18 protein-coding genes are annotated in these 26,023 nt (G+C 53.0%); 7 read left to right on the top strand and 11 right to left on the bottom strand.

Annotated elements, in window-relative coordinates; translation table 11 throughout:
- Window positions 1-1,011: 1,011 nt before the first annotated feature.
- The 6 genes from H6G52_RS16865 (at window position 1,012) to H6G52_RS16840 (ending at window position 10,568) form a co-directional block, all read left to right on the top strand.
- Window positions 1,012-2,220, top strand: coding sequence for an RNA-guided endonuclease TnpB family protein (locus H6G52_RS16865; RefSeq protein ID WP_190529852.1), 1,209 nt, complete (start codon window positions 1,012-1,014; stop codon window positions 2,218-2,220).
- 43 nt (window positions 2,221-2,263) lie between these two features.
- On the top strand, window positions 2,264-4,750 hold the full coding sequence (locus H6G52_RS16860; protein WP_190529846.1) for an ATP-binding protein: 2,487 nt from the start codon (window positions 2,264-2,266) through the stop codon (window positions 4,748-4,750).
- 193 nt (window positions 4,751-4,943) lie between these two features.
- Complete coding sequence (locus H6G52_RS16855; protein ID WP_190529844.1) at window positions 4,944-6,422, top strand: alpha-amylase; 1,479 nt, start codon at window positions 4,944-4,946, stop codon at window positions 6,420-6,422.
- A 308-nt stretch (window positions 6,423-6,730) separates the two neighbouring features.
- On the top strand, window positions 6,731-7,678 hold the full coding sequence (locus H6G52_RS16850; RefSeq protein ID WP_190355921.1) for an NAD(+) kinase: 948 nt from the start codon (window positions 6,731-6,733) through the stop codon (window positions 7,676-7,678).
- A gap of 198 nt (window positions 7,679-7,876) precedes the next feature.
- Entirely contained in the window at window positions 7,877-8,863 is a 987-nt protein-coding gene (locus tag H6G52_RS16845) for a phosphatidate cytidylyltransferase (protein WP_190529842.1), read from the top strand.
- 235 nt (window positions 8,864-9,098) lie between these two features.
- Window positions 9,099-10,568 carry a DUF697 domain-containing protein gene (locus tag H6G52_RS16840; RefSeq protein ID WP_190529840.1) on the top strand — a complete coding sequence of 490 codons (1,470 nt, stop codon included), beginning with the start codon at window positions 9,099-9,101 and terminating at the stop codon, window positions 10,566-10,568.
- Here H6G52_RS16840 and H6G52_RS16835 read toward each other — a convergent pair.
- The 10 genes from H6G52_RS16835 to H6G52_RS16790 all read right to left on the bottom strand — a co-directional run bounded on the left by H6G52_RS16835 (window position 10,507) and on the right by H6G52_RS16790 (window position 22,846).
- Window positions 10,507-11,181 (bottom strand): hypothetical protein, encoded by a 675-nt coding sequence (locus tag H6G52_RS16835; RefSeq protein WP_099533776.1) that lies wholly within the window; start codon window positions 11,179-11,181, stop codon window positions 10,507-10,509. The genes H6G52_RS16840 and H6G52_RS16835 overlap by 62 nt on opposite strands.
- Before the next feature lie 69 nt (window positions 11,182-11,250).
- Complete coding sequence (locus H6G52_RS16830) at window positions 11,251-11,865, bottom strand: MerR family DNA-binding protein (protein WP_190529838.1); 615 nt, start codon at window positions 11,863-11,865, stop codon at window positions 11,251-11,253.
- 201 nt (window positions 11,866-12,066) lie between these two features.
- Window positions 12,067-12,978 carry a glycosyltransferase family 2 protein gene (locus tag H6G52_RS16825; protein ID WP_190529836.1) on the bottom strand — a complete coding sequence of 304 codons (912 nt, stop codon included), beginning with the start codon at window positions 12,976-12,978 and terminating at the stop codon, window positions 12,067-12,069.
- 134 nt (window positions 12,979-13,112) lie between these two features.
- Entirely contained in the window at window positions 13,113-14,240 is a 1,128-nt protein-coding gene (locus H6G52_RS16820) for a Gfo/Idh/MocA family protein (RefSeq protein WP_190529834.1), read from the bottom strand.
- A 298-nt stretch (window positions 14,241-14,538) separates the two neighbouring features.
- Entirely contained in the window at window positions 14,539-15,420 is an 882-nt protein-coding gene (locus H6G52_RS16815) for a DUF6492 family protein (protein WP_190529832.1), read from the bottom strand.
- Between the two features lie 475 nt (window positions 15,421-15,895).
- Complete coding sequence (locus tag H6G52_RS16810) at window positions 15,896-17,308, bottom strand: O-antigen ligase (protein WP_190529830.1); 1,413 nt, start codon at window positions 17,306-17,308, stop codon at window positions 15,896-15,898.
- 236 nt (window positions 17,309-17,544) lie between these two features.
- On the bottom strand, window positions 17,545-18,723 hold the full coding sequence (locus H6G52_RS16805) for a hypothetical protein (protein WP_190529828.1): 1,179 nt from the start codon (window positions 18,721-18,723) through the stop codon (window positions 17,545-17,547).
- 221 nt (window positions 18,724-18,944) lie between these two features.
- Complete coding sequence (locus tag H6G52_RS16800; RefSeq protein WP_190529826.1) at window positions 18,945-20,318, bottom strand: GGDEF domain-containing protein; 1,374 nt, start codon at window positions 20,316-20,318, stop codon at window positions 18,945-18,947.
- Between the two features lie 122 nt (window positions 20,319-20,440).
- Entirely contained in the window at window positions 20,441-20,944 is a 504-nt protein-coding gene (tsaE, locus tag H6G52_RS16795) for a tRNA (adenosine(37)-N6)-threonylcarbamoyltransferase complex ATPase subunit type 1 TsaE (RefSeq protein ID WP_190529824.1), read from the bottom strand.
- A gap of 297 nt (window positions 20,945-21,241) precedes the next feature.
- Window positions 21,242-22,846, bottom strand: a complete 1,605-nt coding sequence (locus H6G52_RS16790) for an NAD(P)H-quinone oxidoreductase subunit 4 (RefSeq protein WP_190355911.1) — start codon at window positions 22,844-22,846, stop codon at window positions 21,242-21,244.
- Window positions 22,847-23,204: 358 nt separating this feature from the next.
- On the opposite strand from H6G52_RS16790, the gene H6G52_RS16785 reads away from it, so the two are divergent.
- A complete protein-coding gene (locus H6G52_RS16785) occupies window positions 23,205-23,963 on the top strand; it encodes a Uma2 family endonuclease (RefSeq protein WP_190529822.1) in 759 nt (252 codons plus the stop codon).
- A 269-nt stretch (window positions 23,964-24,232) separates the two neighbouring features.
- Here the strand turns inward: H6G52_RS16785 and H6G52_RS16780 are convergent, their stop codons facing one another.
- Entirely contained in the window at window positions 24,233-26,023 is a 1,791-nt protein-coding gene (locus H6G52_RS16780; RefSeq protein WP_190529820.1) for a tetratricopeptide repeat protein, read from the bottom strand.

The raw sequence follows: 26,023 nt of genomic DNA, 5'->3' as shown, positions 1-26,023 counted from the left end.
ACAGGCACGGCGGAACTGTGATGGGGGTAGCGAGGCGAGGCTTTCGTAGAGCATCTCTCGATGGTGGTGACAGCGACTTTCCACACCACTATTCTATTCGTGCAAGAGGTCTAATGTTGAATCAGCGAAGTTGACTCAGCAAAGGTAGTCCGTTTTCTCGCTGCCAACTCTGGCTTTTCAGGCATCCTTTGCGCAAGACCTTGTGAAACCTGGGGCGCGAATCCCAAGCATCATCATCGGAATACGGTAGTCTTGAATACAAGATCAGGCCAGGTGATCTCCTAAGCTAAGGGGAATTTTGGATAAATCAAATTGGCCTTTCTACTCCCCATGGGTGCATTCCAGACCGTTTAGCTAATGCCCTAACTCGGTGGTTTTCAGGCAACAGTCAATTGCACCAGTCCTCGGGATCAATTCGTCAATCTTGAGGAAGTTTGATGAGGAGTAAATTTAGGAGTAAATTCAGAGTGAACCAATAATTTCAAAAAAGACTAATTTCAAAAATGATTAATTTAAGAGATGGTTCAAAAACGTAATCATTTCTCAATAATTCTTTTTGGTTTTAGTCGATTTGAAGAAAGGCCTTGGCGAATTAGCATTAGGCAATTTCTGTCCTGACCATCATTGCGTCACCCTCTACAATGGCAATCGAGGAAAAACCTAAATCATTGGGTTTATTATTCAGTTGCCAATGATCTGTTTTGTCGCAAATTGTCGCCAAAGATGCATTTTTTGGGGTAAATTTAGCCGAAATTTCATCAAAAGTCCGTCATTGGGATGAGGTCATTAGGATGAAATGGGTCAGAAAGTTCTGAAGTCTCCTGAATCTGCAAAGTTTGATTGAGATATAGGAAATATGTAGTTGTTGAGAGAGCCGAGGCGTTGTAATGCCATCGCACCCCGAGATTACCTGGTTTTGCAGTGATGGTCATGTCATTGACCAAAAGAAAGGGTACAAGCCCCGCCCTTCTAGGGCGGCCTTTTCGATCAACCCCACTTATAATGTTAGTTATGAGAGCACGATTTCGCTACCGAATTTATCCCAATCGCCTGCAAAGATTAATGCTGGCGAAGACGTTCGGTTGCGCTCGTGTGGTCTACAACGATGCAATTCGGTTGCGTCAAGACCTCTACCAGCAAGGGGAGAAAGTTAGCGATACTGAAATTCAGAAACGGGTGATTACCCAAGCCAAGCTAACCGTTGAACGTGAATGGCTATCGGAAGTTGCATCTGTGCCGTTAGTTCAATCCTTGCAAGATGCCCATCTGGCTTTTCGTAATTTCTTCAAAAGCTTGAAGGGTGAACGGAAAGGCCGCAAGATTGGGTTTCCGAAGTTTAAAAAGAAACACTCAACTCAATCCATTCGATTCACAACTAACGGTTTTTCGGTTAAACCCAACTCGGTTTACTTAGCCAAGATTGGTTGTGTTCGAGTCAAGTGGTCAAGAGAACTGCCATCGGATCCATCATCAGTGACGATCATCAAGGATGCAGCCGATCACTACTTTGCATCGTTTGTCTGTGAAGTGGATCCGATCGCTCTGAAGGCTATCAAAAATGGAGTTGGCATCGACTTAGGATTGACCACCTTTGCCACTCTGTCCACGGGTGAAAAGGTACTAAGTCCCAAGCCTCTAGCCAAATCCCTCAAGCGATTGCGCCGTGCTCAAAAATCCCTCAGCCGCAAGGTTAAGGGCAGCAAGCGCCGATATCTAGCCCGCCGCAAGGTGGCCCGAATTCACGCCCGCATCAAGGATCAACGAACCGACTTCCTGCACAAGTTATCAACCCGAATCGTTCGCGAGAACCAAGCGATCGTTCTGGAAGATTTGAATGTGTCGGGCATGGTGAAAAATCGCAAGTTGGCGCGGGCAATTTCGGATGCTGGCTGGTACAGCTTCCGTCAAATGATCGAGGGAAAAGCAATTCGCTATGGGCGGGATTTCCAGGTGATTAGCCGATGGGAGCCAACCAGTCAGCGTTGTTCATCTTGTGGCCAATTGGGTGGCAAGAAACCCCTTGATGTTCGCGAGTGGAAGTGTATGCACTGCGGGGTAATTCATGATCGCGATGTGAATGCGGCCATCAATATCCAAGTCGCGGGCGGGCAGTCCGAGACTCAAAACGGACGTGGAGGCCAGCGTAAATCCAGTTCGCTGGTAGCAGCCGATGAAGCGTCAACCCGTGGTCTAGTCGAGCAACTTCGGTTGTTTGCCTAGGGCCGGAATCCACGCTCCTTTAGGACAGGGAGGATGTCAACACATGAGACATCGCGTCTTTGAACTGCTACTGATTCTGAAGGCCACGAGGCTTTCTTCCATTGGTGCTCAGATGCTCTTGTGGACGATGCTGGGCATTTTGTCAACGCTGGGCATCATGACCGGGATTACTTACAACCTGCTGAAGGATCAGACGGTTGATGAGATTCAAAAAACCCTGAGGATTGAGGTGCAAGGCCTCGAAAGCGATCTGAAGCAGGTGGAAGAATTTGCGGATGGGTTCGGGGTTGCTGTCTATGAGGTCAGCCGACTGGGCCAGGATGAGGCGGCGATCGCCCAAAGCTGTGAACAGATTATTTTGGAATTTTTGAAAAACCGGCCGCCTCTGGTGGCGGGCTTGGGGTTGCAACAGGAACCGTTTGCCCTGCTGAAGGGCCGGGAGCAGTTCGATCCGTATTATTCGATCGTGCCGCCGCGGTTGGTAAACCGGGTTTCGGAACTGGGGCGATCGCGGCCCACGCCCGCTAGCCCCCGATCCACAGTGTCGGAACCGAAAACTGCTTTTTCGGAGCCAAGCATGATCCATAAGCGGCTGGCTCCGCCCTATGTGTTGATCCGCGATGGCATTCCCCCTTCCACTCCATCGCCCACAGCCACGCCTTCAACCCCCGATCGCTTGGCCCAACTCGATCGCGCCGAATCCCTGACGGAGCGGCTGACCCCTTCGGAAGCTCGCCTGGTGTCTCCCAAGGAGGCAAGTGCGGCGGAGCCACGGTGGCTCAAGCCCTACCGCTGGAATCAACAGGTGCTGGTGACGCTGCTGAGTCCGGTGCGCAGTCGCGATCGCCACAAGGTGGGATCCACGGTAGTTGATATTGACATCACCAATCTCAGTGAACGTCTGGCGCGGCCGGTGCTGGGACAGGACGGCTATTTCGTGCTGCTGAGTTATGAGGGGGAACTGCTGGCCTATCCACCGGATCCGCAGCGGGCCACGGGCCTATCGAGCTACCAGAAAATTCCCTCCTTGGAACGAATTTGGCCCAAAATTCGCCAATCTCGGTTGGGTTTTCGGACAACTCCCGCTGAGTTTTTGGCCTATCGCCCGATCGCGGGAACGGACTGGATGATGGTGGCAGTAGTGCCGCGCCGCCGACTGTTTGCCCCCATTTTCCAAACGGCCTTGGGAACCAGCTTGGTGGCCAGTTTGGTGCTGCTGGGCAGCATTTGGTTTTTCGTACACCGGTTGAATCAGCGCTTGAAGCCCATGATTGATGGCTGCCGGGAACTGGTTCACAGCAGCCAAATGGCGCTGCTTTCCAGCGGAATTACCAATGAAGAGGAAACATCGCCCCCGGCAGGTGGCATCCCCAGCAATCCCAAGGGGCCGGAGTCGGCGCGATCGCCCGAATCGATCGCCCCGATGGCTACCTTAGCCAGCGCCGCGCCGCCCTTTCCCGGCGCAGGAGCGGACAAGGTGGGGGCGATCGACCCCACCGCAACCTTGGCAACCAAGCCTGCTACTTCGATCGATCCCACCCTGGGACTCGATGAGATTGATATTTTGCAAGATGCTTTCCAATCCATGTATCGGCAATTGGAAACCTCGCTTAGCTCTTTGCAAAACACCCTGAATCAACTGAAAGATACCCAACTTCAGGTGATTCAAAGCGAAAAAATGGCAGCGGTTGGGCAAATGTTGGCAGGGGTAGCCCACGAAATTAATAATCCCATTAGCTTTATTTCCGGCAACGTGGAACACCTGGGCCATTATGTTCAGGATTTGGGCCGCATTATTCGCAGCTATCAACATTACTTTCCCGAAGTGCCAGAAGAGTTGCAAGAGGTGTTGGAGGAAGTTGATCCTGATTTTCTGTTAGATGATTTGACCCAAATGGTGCGATCGATGCGGTTGGGATCCGAGCGTGTACGAGATATCGTGCGATCGCTCCGATCCTTCTCGCGAGCTAATGACAACGATTTTCAGGTCACCAATATCCATGAGGGCCTCGACAGCACCTTAATTATCTTGAACCATCGCATTAAGGCTTCCAGCGAGCGGCCGGAAATTCAGGTGTTGCGAGAATATGCGGATTTGCCCTTGGTGGAATGTTGTTTAGGGCCCCTGAATCAGGTGTTCATGAACCTTTTGAGCAATGCGATCGACGCGATCGAGGAATCTCAATCCGGTTGGACTTTTGATGAAATTCGGGAAAATCCTGGCATTATTCGGATTCAAACGCGCCTCTGTGAAGGACGGCTGATTCGGATCACGATCGCCGATAACGGCAGTGGCATTCCTGAACATTTGCAGGGGCAGGTTTTCAATTCCTTTGTGACTTCAAAACCCGTGGGCAAAGGTACAGGTTTGGGGCTTTCAATCAGTCACCAAGTCATTCATCAAACCCATCGAGGCCGGCTCTGGTTTGATTCGCAGGTGGGGCGTGGCACGGCATTTCACATCGAAATCCCGATTCATCAAGACATTCCCAGCCCGGCCCTCTCCCAGGCTGTGGCTGCCGTCAGCTAGGTTGCTGGCACTTTCTCGTAACCGCTTGCCGACACCCAACCCACCACCATCCCCCTCAACGCCATCGCGACCAATCCGTTCAATAGCCCCCTTTCTGAAAGAGTTTAAGTTTGTGCAAACTACCGGGCTGAGTTCTGGGCGATCGGCCTACAGTCATGGATAAGGGCCAGCCCAGGAAGCGGAGAGAACGGTCATGGTAGAAACAAACGGTGTCATCATGCAGTACTTCGAGTGGTACTGCCCCGCCGATGGCTCCCTTTGGGGTCAGGTGCAGGATCAAGCTCGGGAGTTGGCCGCAAAAGGGATCACAGCCCTTTGGTTACCGCCGGTTTATAAGGGCACCAGCAGTTCTGATGTGGGCTACGGCACCTATGACCTGTTTGATTTAGGCGAGTTTGACCAAAAAGGCACTATTCGCACCAAATATGGCACCAAAGAAGAGCTGATCGCGGCCGTGAAAGCTTCGCGGGCAGCGGGTTTGCAGGTTTATTTGGACACGGTGTTTAATCACAAAAACGGGGGCGATGCCACGGAAACGGTGTGGGCCACGCCCGTCGCCAGCGATAACCGCAATTGGGAGTTGGGAGCGGCCCGGGAAATTAGCATTTGGTCGAAGTTCACCTTTCCCGGTCGGGGCGATCGCTACTCGGCCATGAAGTGGGATGCCCGCTGTTTTGATTCGGTGAACCACAATGCCAACGATCCGGACGATCGCGCCACTTATCGCCTCAGTCCCAAAACTTTTGAGTCGGAAATGAGCCATCGCTATGGCGACTATGACTTTTTGATGGCTTGCGATTTGGATACGAATCACCCGGAGGTGCGCCAGGAGCTGGTGCATTGGGGCCAATGGATCCAAGACACCCTGGGCACGGATGGGTTTCGGTTGGATGCGGTGAAACACATTCGATCGAGCTTTTTCAATGAGTGGCTCGATGCGGTGCGCCGTCACTGTCCCCATCGAAAGCTGTTTGCGGTGGGGGAATATTGGGAAAACGACGTGGAGGCCCTGCATCGGTATTTGGCGGCCACGGAGGGGCGGATGTCGCTGTTTGACGTGCCGTTGCACTACAACTTCCACCAGGCCAGTCGATCGGGCAGCGCCTATGACCTGCGTACCATTCTCGATCGCACCCTGATGCAACAGCAGCCCACTTTGGCCGTCACCTTTGTGGACAACCACAACAGCCAACCTCTGCAAGCCCTGGAATCGCCTGTGGAGGCTTGGTTTAAACCCCTTGCCTACGCGATCATTTTGCTGCGGCGGGAGGGCTATCCCTGTGTGTTCTACGGGGACTATTACGGCACGGAATATACCGATCGGGGACGGGATGGCCATCAACACACCGTTTCGCTGTCCAAACACAATTGGCTGTTGGATAAGTTTCTGTATGCCCGTCGGCGCTTTGGTTGGGGGCCGCAGTATGACTACTTCTCCGGCAGCAACACGATCGGCTGGACTCGGTTAGGCGATGCCACCCATCCCCTGAGCATGGCGGTGGTGTTGAGCAACGGCGGCCCCAGCAGCCTTTGGATGGAAACGGGGCAATCGAACGCCACGTTCTATGACCTAACGGATCATGTGAAGGAACTGGTTTACACCAACGAGTGGGGCTGGGGTGAGTTCCGCTGTGCCGGGGGATCGGTATCGGTTTGGATTCAGCAGGCTTGATCCCGATCGGGGCGAATCAGAGACTCATCAAGGGCTAATCAAAGGGCTAATCAACCAAGGGCTGAACCCAACAGCTAATTCAGCAGCTAACTTAGCCAGCAACTCAGCCAGCAGCCAAATTATGGGGGCCGATCGCAACGGTTGAATTGCGGTGGCATGGTGGTGCGATTCGAGCATTCCGCATTGGCCAGAAACGCTACAAAAAGAAATGGTGCAAGAGAGACATGGTGCAAGGGCCAAGTTCTCGTCTTGTTCTGCGTTCTCTTGGCCGATCGCCCTGACCTGCACCGAATCATTCCCCCTTTGCCATGAATCTGAAACAAGTCATCATCATCTATAAAGCCGGAGACTCTCGCAGCCAAGGCTGGGCAGAGCGTTGCTCACGGGAACTGGATGCCCTAGGCACGCGATCGCTCGTGGGCCCCAGCGGCCCCAAGGACAATCCCTACCCGGTGTTTTTGGCTTCGGTCACCCAGCCGATCGACCTGGCGATTGTCTTGGGGGGGGATGGCACGGTGTTGGCCGCTGCTCGACACCTGGCCCCGGAACAAGTGCCCATTTTGGCCGTGAACGTGGGAGGGCACTTGGGGTTTTTAACGGAACCCTTTGAGCTGTTTGAAAACTCCCAAGCGGTGTGGGAACGGCTCCAGAGCGATCGCTTCGCCGTTCAACAACGGATGATGTTGCAAGGGCAGGTTTTTGAAGGGAAAACCCTCGCCGCGATGGAAGATGGCAGCTACAAGGGGACGGAACCGGTGGGGGAAACCTTCCTGGCCCTGAACGAAATTTGCGTGAAGCCCATTTCCAACGATCGCCTGATGACCACCATGCTGGAAGTGGAAATCGATGGCGAAATCGTCGATCGCTACCACGGCGACGGGCTAATTGTGGCCACTCCCACCGGTTCCACCTGCTATACCGTTTCCGCCAACGGGCCCATTCTCCATTCTGGCCTGGATGCCATCACCGTTACCCCCATTTGCCCCCTCAGTTTGTCTAGCCGCCCGATCGTGTTGCCTCCCCGCTGTGTGGTCAGCATTTGGCCCTTGGGGGATTACGAGCTGGCCACCAAAGTTTGGACGGATGGTGTTTTTGGGGCTTCCCTTTGGCCCGGCCAGCGGATTGATGTGCGGATGGCGGATTGCGTGGCCAAGTTTGTGATCCTGCGGGAAAACTATTCCTACTACCGCACCCTGCGCGAGAAATTGCTTTGGGCCGGGGCCCGCATTGACTATGGCCATGCCAGCCGCAATTAGGCCCAGCACCCAGCCTAAACCTGAAATAGGGACGGATTTAGCGCGATCGCCCTAGTTGGCTACGGCACACAACACCGAGGCGCACTGCCTTATCCTTAATTAAGGCCAACTTAACCTCGGTTCCCCGTTTCCTTAACCCTGTGTCGCAGTTCTTGGTCGCTGCGCTCGCCCTTGCTGTCCTCGTGCTGGTTGCGTCCCATGTCTTTGAGTGAATCAAGTTCCGCTGCAATCAAGTCTGCTTTGCCAAAAGCGGCCCAGGGCAATGCCGGCCGCAGTTGGGGCGATCGATTAGCAGGGTGGCCCTGGCGGCGGATTTTCAGTGCCGTGGTGGGAATCTCGATCGCCCTCACCATGCTGGTGTTAGGTGGCTGGTATTTCACGGCGGGGTTTGGCCTGTTGGTCTACCTGGGTTTGGGTGAATATTTCGCCCTGGTGCAGGCCAAAGGGGCAGTTCCCGCCGTGAAAACCGTCACCATTGCTTGTTTGGCAATTGTGGCCGCCTCGGCCTGGATGCCGTCCGTGGCCGATGCGATCGTCCCGATCGCCAGCACCCTGGTTTGTTTCTATTTGCTGTTTATGCCCAAAATGGCCTCGATCGCCGATCTGTCCAGCTCGGTGATGGGCCTGTTTTACTGTGGCTATTTGCCCAGTTATTGGGTGCGGCTGCGGGTCGGGGCGGGGCTGGCCTTGGACGATGGAGCCGTGGCCCGGTTGCCGCTGAATGGGTTCTGGCCCGAATCTTGGAACCCGGCCGCCTGGCCCGAGGCCCTGACGGTGACGATTCTGGCCTTTTGCTGCATTTGGGCGGCCGATATTGGGGCCTACATCATGGGCAAATGGGTGGGCAAAACCCGCCTCTCAGACATCAGCCCCAAGAAAACCGTGGAAGGCTCTTTGGCCGGCACGCTGGGCAGCGCACTGGTGGGAACTCTGGGCGCGGCCTATTGCCATTGGCCCCTGTGGTTCATCACGGGGCCTTTGTTGGGGCTGCTGGTGGGTGTTTCCAGTCTGCTGGGAGATTTGATTGAGTCCCTGATGAAGCGAGATGCGGGGGTCAAAGATTCCGGGAATTTGATTCCGGGCCATGGCGGCATTCTCGATCGCGCCGACAGCTACATTTTCACGGCTCCCCTGGTGTATTACTTCACGACCCTATTGCTCCCGTTCGTTTCTCAGTTGAATTAGTTGTGTTAGCGAATTCGCCGCTGAATCGTTCAAAGCGCATGATTTTCTAAAAACTCCGATTCCTTAAATTCCTTAAACTCCGATTCCCTAAGGAGTTGCCCTATGGCCGTGGTGCTGATGGCAGGAATGACCCGATCTGCGCCTGCTAGCTGGATTTTCGGGAGCCAATGCAACGAGACGATCGCCTCGCTTCTACAATGGGGGCGACTAGTTTGATTTGGATGAGTTCACAGCCTTGAACGCGCCCCAGTCGGAACAATTTGAGCGCGTCCGATCGAGCTTGCGACGGGCGATCGAGCAGTTGGGTACTCGCGATTCACAACGGTGGAATGCCCTGATTCAGCCGGATTTGGATCGGTTAGCGGGGGCCCTCGACAAGCTCGATCGATTCGTGGTGCGGATTGCGGCCTTTGGCTTGGTTAGCCGGGGCAAGTCCGCCGTTTTGAATGCCCTGTTGGGGGAACACCTGTTGGAAACGGGGCCCCTGAATGGCCTGACGCGCTTGCCCCGATCGGTGCGGTGGCATCCTCCCGGGCGCGATCGCCCGATCGAGGTGGAATTCATTGACACACCGGGGCTGGATGAAATTGACGGAGAAAGCCGCGCTGAACTCTCGCGGGAAGTAGCCGAGCGATCGGACTTGATCCTATTCATCACCGCTGGCGACTTAACCCAGGTGGAATATGCGGCCTTGCGAACCTTGCGCCAGGCCCATAAGCCCCTGATTTTGGTTTTCAACAAAATTGATTTGTTTCCCGAAACGGAGCGGCCGGCGATTGTGGAGCGGCTGCGATCGCTCATGCAGTTGGAAGCGGCCGGTCAGCCCCCACCCACCCACCGGCCCAACAATCCTGCTGAACGTCGCTGGGATCCGTTCTTGCCCGTGGATGAAATTGTGCTGGCGGCGGCGGAACCGGCCCCGATTCAAGTGCGGGAAGAATGGCCCGATGGCCGGGTGACCTATGGTTGGGAGTCGCCCCCACCGGAGATTGAGGCCTTGCGATCGGCCATTTTGGCCACCATCGATCGGGAAGGAGAAGCCCTGCTGGCCCTGAATGCCCTGATGCAGGCCCGCACTGCCCAGCAAACCATCGCCCAAAAAACCCTCACCCACCTGCGCGACGATGCGGAGGCCCAAACTTGGCGATTCATTCAAGTGAAGGCCGTAATCGTGGCCCTCAGTCCCTTTGTGCTATTGGATGCGATCGCGGCGGTGTTGGTGGATTGGTTTTTGGTGCGATCGCTGTCGCGGCTCTATGGCCTGCCCCTGGTGCGATCGGCTTGGCAGTCGTTTTGGAAAACGGGCTTGGTCAGCTTGGGAGCCATGCTGCTTGGAGAGGTGGGGGGCGGCTTCTTGGGTGGGAATGACGGGCGATCGCTCCAAGCGGGCAGCGACGGCTTCAGCGGCTACCTGGGGGCGGCCCTGGTGCAGGCGGCGGCGGCGGCCTTTGGCAGCTTAGCGATCGCCAAAACCACCCGCAGTTCCCTCGAAGCGGGCTGCACTTGGGGAGATGACGGCCCCGACACCCTCGCTAAAGACTTGCTGGATTTTGTGGAGCCGGGAACCGTCCTGCACCAACTGCGAGACGAGTGGCGATCGCGCATTGGCCTGGGCGGCCTTGATGCCAAACCCACCGACCCTGCTAAAACAGTCGCGATCGTGCCCGCGCCGAAAATCCCCCCGGCAGATAAATTGGACAAGTGACCCCCGCCCGCATTTGTGACCAGTCACAGAACTGGGCCGCCAACGCATCGCCCGAGCCATTGCAAACTCGCACATTAAAGCCATATTCCCTGGCCACTCGCCCAAATTCATTCAGGTAGGCATATTGGCGCGGGTATTCCAAATTATTCCAAGGTTGCAAATTAAACGTCACTTCCACCCAAGGCGGCAATTGCTCATCACCCCGGTGGATCGTCCAGCGATCGACAATTTTTCCCCCCAGCAAATCCCGCGTGAGCCAGAGGCTAGGCGGAGTCAGGCCCTGTTGGCGAATTTCCTGATCGGTGGCCATGGGTTGATCGCCAAAGCAGCCCGTCCGTCGAAAGATTCGGGTTGGCTCCAGTTCCACGGCCACCGGATCCCCCAAGGGTTGATCGGACAGTGCATCGCTGCCGCTGGTGACGGCTGCCGCCGCAGCCTCCGAAGCCGAAGTTTCCACAGCTGGCGACACGGACATTTGCACCGGCTCGGCCTTGGGCGGCCCTTCCCGGGCGATCGCCTCGGGCGCAATTGCCACCGGCAACCCCAACCCCAGCCCTAAACCAACGGCCCAACCAATAGCAGCACGGTTAGCAACACGAGTAAGACTGGGCATGACTTTTGCGCCATTCTGGCGGCAGCTTGCAACGGGCAATTCTGAAGATTTTAGAGGGCGCGATCGGCTTCAAGGTTTAGTGCCAGGGCTTGGCGATCGATTCGCACAGCAACCGGCAGCAGCAGACGGCGGCGGGGTTGACTGGGCGATTGATGACTGGGCGATTGATGACTGGGCGATCGTTGAACCCTGAGTAGCCGCAGTCTCCGCCTCCAAAGCAGCACCCTCCATCGCCTGATGAAGCTGACTTGCTCGCTCCACAATCGGACAAATATTGCCCGGGGATTGTTCCAAGTCATCCGCCACCGCCAACAGGGATTGCAACTCATCTCGCAGCCGCTGAAGCGATTGAATGCGGCGATCCAAATCTGCCAACTTATCCCGCAGCTTATGCTTCACCGTTGAACAGGGAGCATTACCACTGTCATAAACCGTCAGCAGCTCACTGATATCTTGCAAACTCATGCCCAAAGATTGGGCCTGCTTCACAAAGGCCAAGCGATCGAGCGTGGACGGTGCAAACAACCGAAACCCGCCAGCCGTTCGATCGATCGCTTGGATCAGTCCCAAACTTTCGTAGTAGCGAATCGTTTGAATGGAGCAGCCACTGCGCGATCGCACCTCTCCAATTTTCAACAGATTTTGGGCTGGTGCTTCAGCACGCTTTGCAAATTCCCAAGACACTGGAACCTCAGAAATTTTTTATTCATCGAACTTCGTTCACCTAAGCTTATCAATATTTATCAATCATGCATTCAACTTTGAGGATATCTACATTGAGGGATTTACAGATTCAGTTTTGACTGAAATCCTGAGTTAGCTCTCAGGTTTTAGCAGCATCAACAATCCCTCACTAAACTTTATTAAGCTGAGCTTAGATGATCGCTAAACCCAAGTGGTTCTGCGTCCCAGTAATCCCATAATTGTGCCCGCTCCCTGCGCCGTTCGGATACAAGCTCGATATAAATGATGCTTTCCTCGCAATAATCCAGGAATTAGCGCCAGAATTCCCAAAATCATTAACGCAAGTCCCTTGCAGAGCCGAACTAGAAATATCTTGGGCTGTGGGTAGAGTTCTTTTTCAACCAAGCTGTAAATGCTCCAACCCCAATAGTTACGCCGTAACAACCATTGAAACGTGGTTCGACTAGCCGGAATCGATTCATAGGCGATCGCCTCTGCTGACCAAACAATTTTTAAGCCCGCTTGATGGAGCCGCATAAATAGGTGCGTATCTTCTCCACCTCCCACCGCAAATCGCTCATCAAAAACACAGGGTATTTGCTTCAGATACGGCGCAGGGAGCAACACATTGTTCGTGAAAGCCACATGCAAGTTCTGACCTGTTTTATAGGCAGGAGGCGCAAAGAATTGTCCCTGATGAATCCAGTTAGGCACTTGATTGGATTGAAACACGGGCAAGATTGGCCCGCCCACAATATCTGCTTGAAATTGCGCTTGCGCAGTCAAAAGCGCTTCTAGCCAAGAGGGGCAAGCTTGTTCATCATCATCAATGATGGCGATGAAGTCACTATCTTCAGCCGCATTTTGAATGGTGCGATTTCTGGCATAGGTCACACCCGATCGCATTTCAACATCGTAGCGAATTGGCCAGCGGGAGCTTTCTTGCCAAGTGGACAAGGTTTCACGCGCCGACCCATTTGCATCATTGTCAACCACAATGATTTCAATTTCAGGAGTTGCAATTTGCTCAAACTTGAGTGCCTGCAAGCTCAAGATCAGTTGATGCAGTAAATCTTGTCGTTTATAGGTGGCAACACAGATGGAAACTTTCATGAAAATTTAATTGATCACCTTCAATTAGCCACACTCAATCAGTCGCACTCAATCAGTCGCACTCACCAATCGCCCCTAAACCGCCCGTGATCCCTCATTTTGCGATGATGACTCGTTGAATCGAAGCCTCACGATCAAAGTGCCCAAGGCAACGGTTCCACCACCGGGCAATTGGTTTGCATTTGATAGGTACATCCTTGAGCCGTCGCGTAGTGAATAGCCAAGACCATTTCATTCACATGCAATGAATAGCGTCCTGATAACCTGGGTGATCGCTTATTTTCAATTGCCTCGGCTAAGTCGGCAATTCCCCGCGCAAAATCCATTTGTTGAGCGCCCCGATACTTTTGACGCTTGGTGACTGGCCCCACCAATGGGTAACGTTGCGCGAGCGGCCCCTCGATCGTTTTGCGACGAATTCGTAGACGACGTTTAATATAAACGGGCGATCGATAAAACCAACAATCTTCCGTATACATCACCCCCTGATCTCCAAAAATTCGTAATTCGTGATCATGGGAAGCCACAATACTACAGGTCAAGCGAGCCACAACTCCCGAGGCAAACTTAATACAGGCAACTGAAAAATCCGGCGTATTGGGTGGATCTAGATGATCAACACCCTTATTGGGAATCGTACAATCCGCAAAGGCAGTAACGCTAACAGCCGACCCAAAGAAAGCAGGTAACCAAGTTAAGTAATAGCCCGCATGTTCCAACGTGCAACCCACTTCAAATTCATCTTTGTAGGGCCACGGTATTCCCGATTCACTCAGCCAGGTTTGGTAAGCCATCGCAGGCACAAACCCATCGTCCATTTCTGCATAAACCAAGCTGACTTGGCCAACCGCTTGCTCGCGCAAAGCTTTCCAAATCGTTTGTGCCGTTTCGCCCAAAAGGCTGCAAGGCGCACCGGAAATTTCCAGTTGCTTAGATTCCGCTAGTTCAACCAGTTCTTTGGCCTCTTCAAAAGTCATCCCCAGCGGTTTTTCCGAGTAAACATGTTTGCCCGCCAACAAAGCTGCTTTGGAAACTTCGTAGTGACTGCGAGGATTGGTTAGGTTGATGACAATTTGCACGCGCTCATCTGCCAACACCGCTTCCAAACTGGGGTACTTAGGAAGTTTATGAAATTGAGAAAAATGCTCTGTGCGTGCTGAATCTCGATCCATTACGCCCAGAATTTTTAATGAAGGATGATTTTCGAGGGTTCGCACATAATAATCAGCAACAAATCCACAGCCGATCAATGCAACATTCATGGAACTATTGCCCGTTTATATTGATCAAAAACAGAACAAGGGGGATGCCCCAAATAGTCAGCTAGTTTTGGCGGTCTCAGGATCAAGAACATCACTGCTGACCAAGGAGTTGGTCAGCGGGCCCCCACAAACCTGGCCAAATTTTCATCCTTTACCAAGATTTGTGGCCAGGAACCGGATCATTGAAAGTAGCCCGAGGGTTTTTGATCGTATGCTGGCTTCTTCGACTCGCTCAAAAGTTACCCTCCATCCATCATGAAGAGCGATCGACTACACATGCACACCCTTAGCAACCAGTCTATTCAAGCTCTAACAAGCTCGCGTATCGATCAACTGCTATTTTAGCCTTAGCAGAAATCATGATGGCAACATGCTCAGGTCGAGTTGAGTTAACAAAGTTGCGCAACTCTTCTTCGGTCATCACATTGGGATCGTAATAGGAATTGAGAATTTTGGTTGGATCCCAGTAATGACTGCTTCGGTCTTGAAGCACCCGGTCAATATAGGTTCCATAGAGTGTGTATTCAGAAAAATGCCAGGTTTTTGAAACTGCCTCGAACCATGATTGATGATAAATTCGTTCAATGTGACGACACATCGCTGTTACATTTTCTCGTTTCCACGTGATCACATCAGCAATGTAGTCGGGAGCTGGCATGGGTGTTGCTGTTAAACCCAATAACCGGCTAGCCGATTGATGCCAATGTTGATGCGGCGTATCCATTCCGATCGGATTTCCCTCTGGCTCAGCATAGAATCGAACTTGGTTATTTTTGACCAGGTTCGAAATGCCAAAGTCTCGGATAAACATTTCATCCGAGTCCAAAAATACTGAAATTTCTTCATCAATGACTCTAGAAAGTGCAATTTTGGAAATTTGCTGCATAATCCAGCTACGCACTGGAACTCCTTTTAGGCTGAACCAGGTTTTTCGGATTTTGGGTAGCCTAAAAAGCCAAAAAGGGAGCAGATCTTGAACAATAATAATTTCTGTGTGTTGATTTTTGAGTTGTGAAAACAGTTTTAGATCCCGCTTTTCTACAACAATGTAATGCTTGAAAGGTGGTTGAACAAATCGCGATATACTTTTGCAGAGAAGTTGACAGCGTTGGAAATCTTGATCATAGCTTGGCGTAATGATTGCAAAGGAAGACAGATTTTGAGAATTATCGATTTGCATGGGATGACTGGTGTTGAAGGCAGAGCTAGGTTATCGATTTTTGAGCATCTTCAAGCGAAATACTGACTCAAAGGGTTCTTTTAAAAACAGGACAGTTGAAAACAAGGCACTGAACAATTATTCTGATTGATTTTATTTGAATCAGGAAAAAGTAAATCAAGAAAAAGTTTCTCAATCATGAGATAAATTGTTCTATTTTCAAGATTGAAGTTTTGTAAGCCTGAAGTAATGTTCAAGCAACTTCTCGGGTTATGTTTCAAACACCCATTGTAAGCCAAAGATTTTCGCTATTATTATACTGCATTGCCGAAATTGATTTGTATTTAGCTTTGTAGAATTTTTTGAGAATTTTCGAGGAATTTTTATTTTTGATCAAGAAGAATTTGTAAATTGTAAAAAGTGAATTTTTCTTAAAGAATTTGCTTGCAAGTAAGTATTTTGAATTTCCTTAAAGTACCTTCAGTTTTTCTCGTAGTCAAGAATTGGACTTATACTCAATTCCAACTCTTGACTCATCCGACAAGAACTCAGCGGTCTCGGGCAAGGGTTGTTCCGGAATCTGAGTGGAAAAATTCGAGGGGTTAACTTTAAATTGTTGATAATAGTTTGCTGCCACTGTGAAGGAGACAGCAGCAAAGATGACACTTGGCAAGGAATTACGAAACAGCAAGGAGCTTTCCGAAAGATTAGCAACGGTGCTGTAGGTAAAGAACATCAGAACCCAAATATATTCGTTATTTTTAGTGGCACGCATGAGCGCTATGGTTTTGACAATTGTTTGAAAAACAACCCAAACGTAAACTGCTAAGCCCACAAGACCTAAATCAATACATATTTCCAAAAATCCATTATGGGCATCAGGAACGGGCCACCGAACTGCGCGAACAACATAGGCTGATTTCCCATCTAAGCCATTCCAGAATGTGCCAAAGCCATAACCCAGGATTGGTCGATCCTTGATTCGATCGATCACAAATTCCCAAACATCTGTTCTACCTGTTAGGCTAGCATCCTTACCTAACGCGCCCAGGATATTAATTACGATGTCATCCCAATAAAAAAATAAATTAATTCCAATGACGGCTGACCAGATTAGGCAGCGAACCATCCATTTGTGTGGTAGGCGAAAAATCTGGCCAAATGCGCTCATGCCAATCAGCAATCCAATATTAATAAAGGGACTTTTGGAGCCAGAGAGTTGAATAAGAACAAAGGCAGTGAGGAGGCCAGACCAAGCTAAATAGCGATATCGTCGATAGGTTTCGGAAATACCAAGCAGCACAAAGACTCCGGAAGCGAGGGCCATCATTTTACCCAGTTGATTTTTGTGGGAATAGATGCCGCGCCATTTGCCGGCATGAACTGCGCCCATCACGCCATATTTACGGAGGGCAACACCAAAGACGAAACAGAGCACTTGGGAAATGCCAAACATAACTCCCAAGATGCGCACTTGATCCCTGAGGGAGTAGCGAGTGGCGAGATAAAGACCAAATTGAAAGGTGCCAATCATGGCGATCGAGGCATTAAGGGTCTTAGACGGCTCGATCGACCAGAGAAACGAAATGGGAAACATAGCAATGAGAAAAACCACTGTGGGAGCTGCCATTAGCATCACAATGACTTTTTTCCATCGCATAATTAATAAAATATTGGTGACGATGTAGTTCAAAAAATAGAGCGCCACGCTCGGTTTATAATTAAAAGATAAGATATCTTGCCCATCACCTTCACTGGCTCCATTGGTTAAAATAACCTCTAGAATGCCAAGGGAGTAGCGAATGAGAAAGAAAACAACAAAAATGTGTTCTAAGAGAAAGAGAGGATTGCGGTTATAAACCTCTTTGAGTTTTGCTGTTGCTTCCTTTGTAATCAAAAAAATGCTCATTTCTTTTTGATCAAATACTAGTCAAGGGGGTTGGCAGCGGATCTGGAGCAATATTCGTAAACAATCAAAATAAATTCAAAACGAACTCAAAATAAAACAATTTAAGATCAATGGCAGATCAATATTAACAACATTAATTCAATGCCAAGCTCAAGTTTGGTTCATGGGTTCGCTGGTTTGAGCCGTGAGTTCAGCAGTTATAGTCCAATTTTTAAGCGAGTTTACCTGACTTGCCACTAGGCGTTGGGCTTGCGGGGGGCGCGGCGGTGCTTGGGTGCTGGTGGCTCGTTAGCGGACAGGTCTTTGAGAAGAAAACTGAGCCACAGCCGCAAGGAGTTGGTTTCCTGTTGTTTTTTGTGGTTGACCCGCAGGAGTGCTTGGCGATCGCGCTGTAACTCGGCTTGGATTGCTTGCTGCTGAGCACGAGCTTGGGCCATATTTTCGTGAATTTGGTTTAATTCCACTTGCCGATCGCGACAGAGGGCCACGAGTCGATCGTGCTCTGCCTGTAGTTTAGCGACGGTGGAGGGCAGTCCGTCGTATTGCTGTTGCAGGGTTTCGATCTGTTGGCGAAGTTCGTAGCGCCGCCGGTGATGGGCATCGGCTTGGGTGCGAATTTGTTCGAGGGCCGCTTGCTGCTGTTGCAGGGTCATTTCTACGCTCTGCTGTTCTCGCATGGTGTCAGCGAGCGATCGCGTGAGGGTGGCCGTGCGCTCGCTGAGTTCGGCTGCTTGGGCCTCAAGGCTGGTGCAGTTGTTGAGGAGGGTTTGTTCTCGCTGGCGGAGGTTACTGAGGTTGGCTTGGCGCTCTTGGGCCTCTTGTTCTAGGGCAATTGTTTCGGCGCGCAGTCGATCGACCTGAGTTAGGTCGCGCTCCATGCTTGCCTTGCGACTGTCAAGATTGGCTAATTGAGTTTGATGCTGAACAATTTTGTCTTCGAGTTGCTGGCGCTGGGTTTCCAAATCAGCCAAAACGCGATAGACCTTCTGCGTTCGGCCGCTGCCTTCATCAATTTGGGACTGAATTGCTTCTTTTTCCTTGCGCAGCACACCAATCACGGCTTCGAGTTGCTGCTTACGGGTGAGGGATTGTTCTAGTTCTCGTTCGAGGCGATCGACCTCCACACGCAAGGCGCTGGCGAGGTCGCTGCTGAGGGGCGGGTTGATGGTTGGTGGGCGGCGATCGCTGGGTAACCAGTTGGCATATTCGGGGGAGATGGTTTCCCTGAGGCGAGGATCCCAGGGTTCGGACTGCGATCGGGAGCGATCGGGCGTTAAGGCGGTGATCGCCGCTGCACCGGACAGGGCAATGGCTCCGAGACCGAGGGCCTTTTGCCATTGGCGATCGGTCACAACCCCAATGCCAAGACCTAAGCTAAACGCGACCGTGCCTGCGATCCACCAATTGCGATTCACTGCTAACACACCATCTGAACTATGCGATCGTAGCCATAACTTAACTGCTGATTACTCCAATCCATCGATTACCCCAATCTATACCAAGGGATCAACAGAGCCAGACCGAGACCAACCAACCCCGCCAAAAATCAGCAGACAGAATCAACGAACGAAACCAGCTAATACAACCAGGCAACAAAACCAGCCAATACAATCAGCCAACACAACCAACAACCGGGTTAATATTCCAGCCCGTCCATCTCAACGCAATTCCCCCCATGCCGACGGGCCCGTTCAAGGGCCCGCAAAGCCGATCGCACGGCCGCATCGGGCAGTTGCTGGAGGTCAGGCACCAACGTGCCAATGCCTAAGGATAGGGTCACTTCTCCGCCAGCGATTGGGATCGGCTCCTGGGCGGACGGGGAGCGATCCATTGGCGTTCCGGCAGGGACTTCGGAAGAGACTTCAGGGGCCACTTCAGCAGCCATTGCAGCCTCAGAACCAGTGACCAAGAACGCATCGGCTAAATCTGCGCTGGCATCGATGCCGACATTGCCAACATTAATGTTGGTATTGATCGGTCTGGATGCCTCTTGCCCAGCATGAACCCGGTCATTGGCGGTGTTGGAGTTGTTCCGGGGCCGATCGCTCGTTGGGGAAAAATCCATATCCAGATGCAAAGATGAACCGGCAGCCCAAGGAGAAGCCGGAGCCTCATCGTAGTGGCTTGGCCAATGGTGAGCCGTGGGAGTCATGGCCTGCTGAGTCGTGCAGCGATTGAACTGATGGCGAATCGATTCCGCGACGGCCAAAGCGCCGATCGAGTCGGTGTTGGGCAGCAGAATCAAGAATCGATCGCCCCGATCGCGGCCAACCACATCGGAACTGCGCTGCACCTGTTGTTTTAAGACCGTTGCCAGATTGTGGATCGTTTGTTGACCAAAGGCCTCGCCTTGGAGATTTACCCAATCCGCCAAATGATCAACCTCGCAGGCCACAATCGATAGCACCTGTTCCGATCGCAGCGCCTGTTGCCAAGTGTGCTGCAACGCTTCATAAAAGCGATGATGATTCGCCAAACCCGTTTCCAGATCAACGCCTTCCAACTGTCGAATTCGGTCTTGGGCCTGGGCGAGGGCCACTTGCAATTTTTCCTGTTCCGCTTCCATCAAAATCAGTCGATCGCGATGTTCATGGAGCCAACTTTCCAGGGCTAATCGTTGTCGCTCCAAAAACTGCAATCGATCACCATACCGCACCAGCAAGCGACTGGTGAGCCGCACAAACTGCGCACAATCATCCTGATCGTCCAATTGCGTCAGGGCGCTGACCTTCGCCGCCAAGCCCCCCGTAAAAGAAGACTCCTGATCTAAACAGCTCAACAGCACCCAAGCAAGGCGGATGGAGTCCAAGGCCCGACTACAAATCCAAGCCGCAGTCATTCCCGTTAAAAGACTGACAGCCAAGGCCCAGCTCGCCACCTTGGCCAAGGGAAACGGCTCCCAACTCGCCCACAGAAACCAGCCCCCCAAAACACTTAAAAACACTGCCGCACCGACTTTGGTTGGCAGCGATCGATTCCAGTTGATCGGCGGACTAGAGAAGCGCGTCACCGGTTGGCTTACCCACTGAGTTGATCAAGTTATCCAGGACGGGAACGCCACAGGAGCATCGGAGATGAGGAAATCGCATTCACTCACAGTTCACCTCGCCACAGACCAGCGCCCACCCTCCATCATTCCTGATTCAGCGTGAGTCCGCCCAAATTTGCGCAAAGATCTTCAAGATGTCGAGGGTTCCAGCCCGGCACTTCACCCACCACCTCAATCAACACCTGACGGCCCGTCATGCCCGATCGCAAGGCCACTTGGAGATAAGCGATCGGCAGTTCCGGCAACCGCTCCGACCACTCGATCGCCACAATTCCCGCAGCCACCTCGCCCCCTTCCCAATATTGCTCCAGGGCCAGCGGCTCCACCTCTTCTGGACTCAACCGATAGAGGTCAAAGTGATACAGCGGAATCGCGCCCTCCAAATATTCATTCACCAGCACAAAGGTGGGACTCACCACCGGCTCCGCAATGCCCAGCCCCGCCGCCAAACCTTGCACCAGCGTTGTTTTACCGGCTCCCAACTCTCCATCCAGCAGGATCACCGCACCGGGCCGCAAGATCTGCCCGATCGCCCGGCCCAGGGCTTGGGTCGCAGTCGCATCTGCCAAAAAGAATTCCAGAGTCATTGCACCAAAGTCGCCGGGTTGCCAAAGAAAACCGTTACCAGGAAACCCCAAGGATTAGTCAAGGGATTAATCAAGGGGTAAGTCAACGGTATTTGTAAGTATCCGTAAAATTATCACCGTGGAATTCCATCAACTCAGAATTGCACGGCTGCTGATTGGTGATCAAAACAAAATCCCGATTCTCCACCAGGGAAAAATCGGGATTATGGAATCATCTCATCGAGATTTGTCAGGGGTTCGTCACCCCTTCAGGGGCAACACTGAGAGCCTTCGCTAGAGACCCTTAGCTAGCGATCCTTAGTTGGTGCGTACCGATGCCGCCAACTCCGTATCCGCCAGCTTTGGAGCATTCAGCACCGCTGAGTAGAATCGGGAATCCTGGGCCTTTGCCACGATCGCGAAGCTGCTCCGCACTCGGCTAGCCACTTCCGTAGACTTCATTTCATAGGTTTGGGTCGCTAGCTTGGGATAGATACCCACACCCACGATCGGGGCCAACAACACCAGGGCGATCGCCAGTTCCCGCAGCTTCAGATCCGACCAATTCACTTCAGTCAGAGCCGTATTCTCCTTGCCGTAGAAAATTTCCCGCAGCATCGACAGCAAGTAAACCGCCGAGAGAATCACGCCCACCGCCGCCAACACCACCACCGTGGCCCGGAACGGAGCGCTATAGACCTCACTGGTGGTTAAGCCAAGGAACACCGTCAGCTCACCCACAAAGCCGCTCATGCCGGGCAGAGCCAAAGAAGCCATGGTCGTCGCCACAAACAACGCAAAGGTGCGGGGCATCTTTTGCCCAATGCCGCCCATGTCGTCGATCGAGAGGGTGTGGGTGCGCTCGTAGGTTACGCCCGTCAGGAAGAACATCGCCGCCGCAATCAACCCGTGGGACACCATTTGCAGCACCGCGCCGCTCAGACCCACATCGGTGAAAGAAGCAATCCCCAGCAACACAAAGCCCATGTGGGACATTGACGAGTAGGCAATCCGTCGCTTCAGATTCCGTTGGGCAAAGGCGTTCAGCGCACCGTAGATGATGTTCACCACACCCAGGATCGCCAAGACCGGCGCAAAGTAGATGTGCGCGTTCGGCAGCATCTCCATGTTCATCCGAATCAAGCCGTAGCCCGCCATCTTCAGCAGCACACCGGCCAGCAGCATGGAAACGGGCGTGGGCGCTTCACCGTGGGCATCGGGCAACCAGGTATGACCCGGGAAGGCGGGCAGCTTCACCAAGAAGGCGATCGAGAAAGCCGCATAAAGCAGGAGTTCCGCCGTCAGGGAGTAGTTCTTCAGCCCCAAGGCATCCATATCAAAGGTGACCGGGCCGCCCGAGAAGGCCATGGCCAGCGCCGCCACCAGGATGAACAGGGAAGCAAGAGCCGTGTAGAGAATGAACTTAGTGGCAGCGTAACGGCGCTTCGCACCACCCCAAATCGAAATCAGCAGGTAGACCGGTACTAACTCCAGTTCCCACATCAAGAAGAACAGGAGTAGGTCTTTGGAAACAAACACCCCAAGCTGAGCGCTGTACATGGCCAGCAGCAGGGTGTAGAACAGGCGGGGTTTCTTGGTGACATTCCAGGAAGCACCGATCGCCAGGGTTGTGACCAAACCGGTCAGGGCCACCAGCGGCATGGAGATGCCATCGATCGCCAAAGACCAGTTCAAGCCAATTTGCGGCAACCAAGCGTAGGTTTCCGCCAGTTGAAACTCAGTGTTGGTGAAATCAAACTGCCCGAAGCAGGTGTAGGAAATCAGGGCCAACTCCACAATGCCCACTGCCAGCGCATACCAACGGATCGTTTTTCCGTCGCGATCAGGCAGGAAGGGAATTGGCAGTGCCGCCACCAAAGGCAGCAGCGTAATCAAACTTAACCAGGGAAATGTTGCGTCCATTGACTCCACCCGGCTGCAAAGGTCGGGTATGAACTCGATGAGGAGTAGGTAGGGATAATTACTCACCTGGTTTTAGTTTAATAAACTTTACATACAGTGACCAATCGTTTTTTCTAATGATTACGATTTGTTTCAAAAAGTTAAGTTCATGTCTGCAATCGATCGCCCAAGGGGATCGCTCCGCCGATCGCGGATCCAACGATCGAATGGGCGAAGCAAGGATGGGGAATTTTTTCACCGGACTGGATCAATCGCTCAGGCTGAATGGCGGCAGGCTCGGAGAACCAATCCTGTCTGATTCTGTCTGAACGGAGAGATTGCTAAAATCCAAACAGTCGATCGCCCCCACTTGCCCGCCATGGTTGCCATCCGGCCCAACCGCTCCACAACAATTGCTAGGACTGCCGCTGGGGCTGCTGCATCTGATCAGCCTCAGTCGTTGGCCGCCACACCGGCATCCGAACTGGTTGAAGGGGGCGATGTGATTGCTGAAGACTCACCCGATGACTGGCAAAAGGCAGATTGGGAGATATATCAGCAAGCGATCGCCCAAGCCAGTGAGAAAACAAAAGGTTATTATCACGACGGAATGATGAGGCTCGAAATGTCTCCCGTCGGAAACCCCCACTCCCGTGACCATTCGATCGCAATTTACGCGACGTTACTGTTTGCTGCGCTTCGTGATCTGCGGGTGGATGTCCACGACAATTGCACCTACCGCAAAACCGGCCTGAGAGAAGCGCAACCTGATATTTCCCTATATGTGGGCGATCGGGTGGGATCGCTGGACTGGGAAATCAAGATTGTGGACTTGGATCAGTTGCCGCCGCCGGACTTGGCGATCGAAATTTCCGATAGCACCCTGCCCGATGACTGTGGGCGCAAACGCTTGCTCTATGAAGATTTAGGCGTGCGGGAATATTGGGTGGTGAATGTGGCGGAGGCGCTGATTCTCGGGTTTGAAATTATTGAGCGCGGCAGTCGGCGGATCCAAGAATCGATCGTGTTGCCGGGCCTGAGTTTGGACGTTCTCGAAGAAGCCCTGCGGCGATCGCGCGAGGCCGACCACGGCCAGGTCAGCGCTTGGTTACTTCAGCAATGGCAGGCTGAAGGGTAGTTTCCAGCGAAGGAGCGGCCGACACGGAAGGGTGCAGAAAGTTGCAGCCAACGGCTGCTGTGCGTCCTCTACTAGGGGCGATCGCTTGAAATGAATTGGTTTGCGGAGATCTCGCATATCGGAGGGCGCATGGCGATGTGGTTCCACAAGAATCGGTTTTCCCGCGTGGGTAGGGGCGTACCGCTGTACGCCCTCCGCCAGGATTGATCGCCTGACACGAATTGGTTTGCGGAGATCTCGCGTATCGGAGGGCGCATGGCGATGCGCCCCTACGGATTGGGTGGGGTGGTGAGTTGTTGCAGGAGGGATTGGGTGAGAGGGTGGTCGGAGAGGTCGGCAGCGCGATCGGCTTGGAGGACGGTTTGCACCAAAACATTCAAGCGGCGCAGGGTTTCTTTGACGTAGGGATGATCAAAATTGAGAGCGCCCTGAAAAGTCTTGAAGGCTAAAAGCAATAAGCTCGCTGCTTCTGAGTAGCGTTCTAGAGCCATGTATAGTTGCCCCAAATTGCCTTGGCTAATGGCGGTGTCGGGATGGTCGGCTCCCAGCACTCGCTCACGGATTTCCAGCGATCGCCGATAGAGAGGTTCCGCTGCCTCGTACTGTCTCTGGGCTTGGTAGAGTACCGCTAAGTTGTTGAGGCTGTTGGCGGTGTGGGGATGGTCGGCTCCCAGCACTCGCTCACTGATTTCCAGCGCTCTTTGGTAGAGGGGTTCCGCTGCCTCGTACCGTCCCTGGGATCGATAGAGTTCTGCCAAGTTGTTGAGGCTGGAGGCGGTGTGGGGATGGTCGGCTCCCAGCACTCGCTCACAGATTTCCAGTGATCGCCGGTAGAGGGATTCCGCTGCCTCATATTGTCCCTGGGATCGATAGAGTTCTGCCAAGTTGTTGAGATCGGTGGCGACTTCAGGATGATCTGGCCCGTAGACTTTCTCATCGATTTCCAGCGATCGCCGGTAGAGGGGTTCCGCTGCCTCATATCGTCCCTGGGATCGATAGAGTTCTGCTAAGTTGTTGAGGCTGGAGGCGGTGTGGGGATGGTCGGCTCCCAGCACTCGCTCATAGATTTCCAGCGATCGCATGGCCCAAGTCTCTGCCAAGCCAAATAACCCTTGGGCGTAGTAGAGCAAGGACAACTTATTGTTCAACAGAGCGAGCGGGCTGGCCAACTCAGCGTGGTCAGTCCACTCCGCAACAGCGTGGGCATGGGGGATGACGTTCTCTAAGGCTTGCGCTTGGTCAATTGTCATCGTCTGGCTGATTGACACCGTTGCCTTCAGCAATTCCTTGACCACTGCTGTTTTGAGAACAAGCGCATCGGGTTGGTCAGTGGATTTGTGGGCGAAAAACTCCCGAATCAGCGGATGCAGGCCATATTGCCCACCGCCCAACCGCTCCAACAAACTCAGCCGCACCAATTCCGCCCGCGCTGCCTCCAGCTCTTCTTCGTCGTCATTGGGCAAGCAACCCTGCACCCAAGCCCACAACACCGGAGCCGCCCCAAAACAACCCAACAACACCGCCAGCCGTTGTGCTTCCTGGCTCAGAATTTGCCAACTCAACTCAAAGGCCGCCGCCACCCCCCGCTCGGCCGTCGTAGTGGCGGGCACTTGGGTCAGCGCCTTGGCCGCCAACCGCTTCTGCTCCAACCGCTGCTGCATTTTGGCCAGCGACAACTCTGGATCAGCCGCCAAATAGCTGCCCACCAATTCCAATCCCAAAGGCAAATAGCCTAGCCACTCGCACAGTTTCTCCGCCGTCGCCTGTTCCGCCGCGATCCGACTTTCCCCAACAAAATTGCTCAACAACGCCAAAGCTGCCGTCGGTTCCAACACGCCCAAATCCAGGCGCAATTCTGGATTCAGCCATCGCTCCCGACTGGTGAACAGCACCCGAAACCGATCGCCCACCACCGGAAACCCCTGCACCTGGGCCGCAAAATCCGTCACATCATCCAAAATCAACAACACCCGACCCGGCAAATCGTCAGCCGTTTTGGGCCAATAGGCTTGGCAAAAGGCCGCCTGCTTTTCCAGCGTGTCCAACTGCGTGAAATCCAC

The sequence above is a fragment of the Limnothrix sp. FACHB-881 genome (genome assembly GCF_014698135.1).
Classification (GTDB): Bacteria; Cyanobacteriota; Cyanobacteriia; order CACIAM-69d; family CACIAM-69d; genus CACIAM-69d.
The sequence above is the reverse complement of the archived record's forward strand: the minus strand, read 5'-3'. Positions and strand labels throughout refer to the sequence as shown.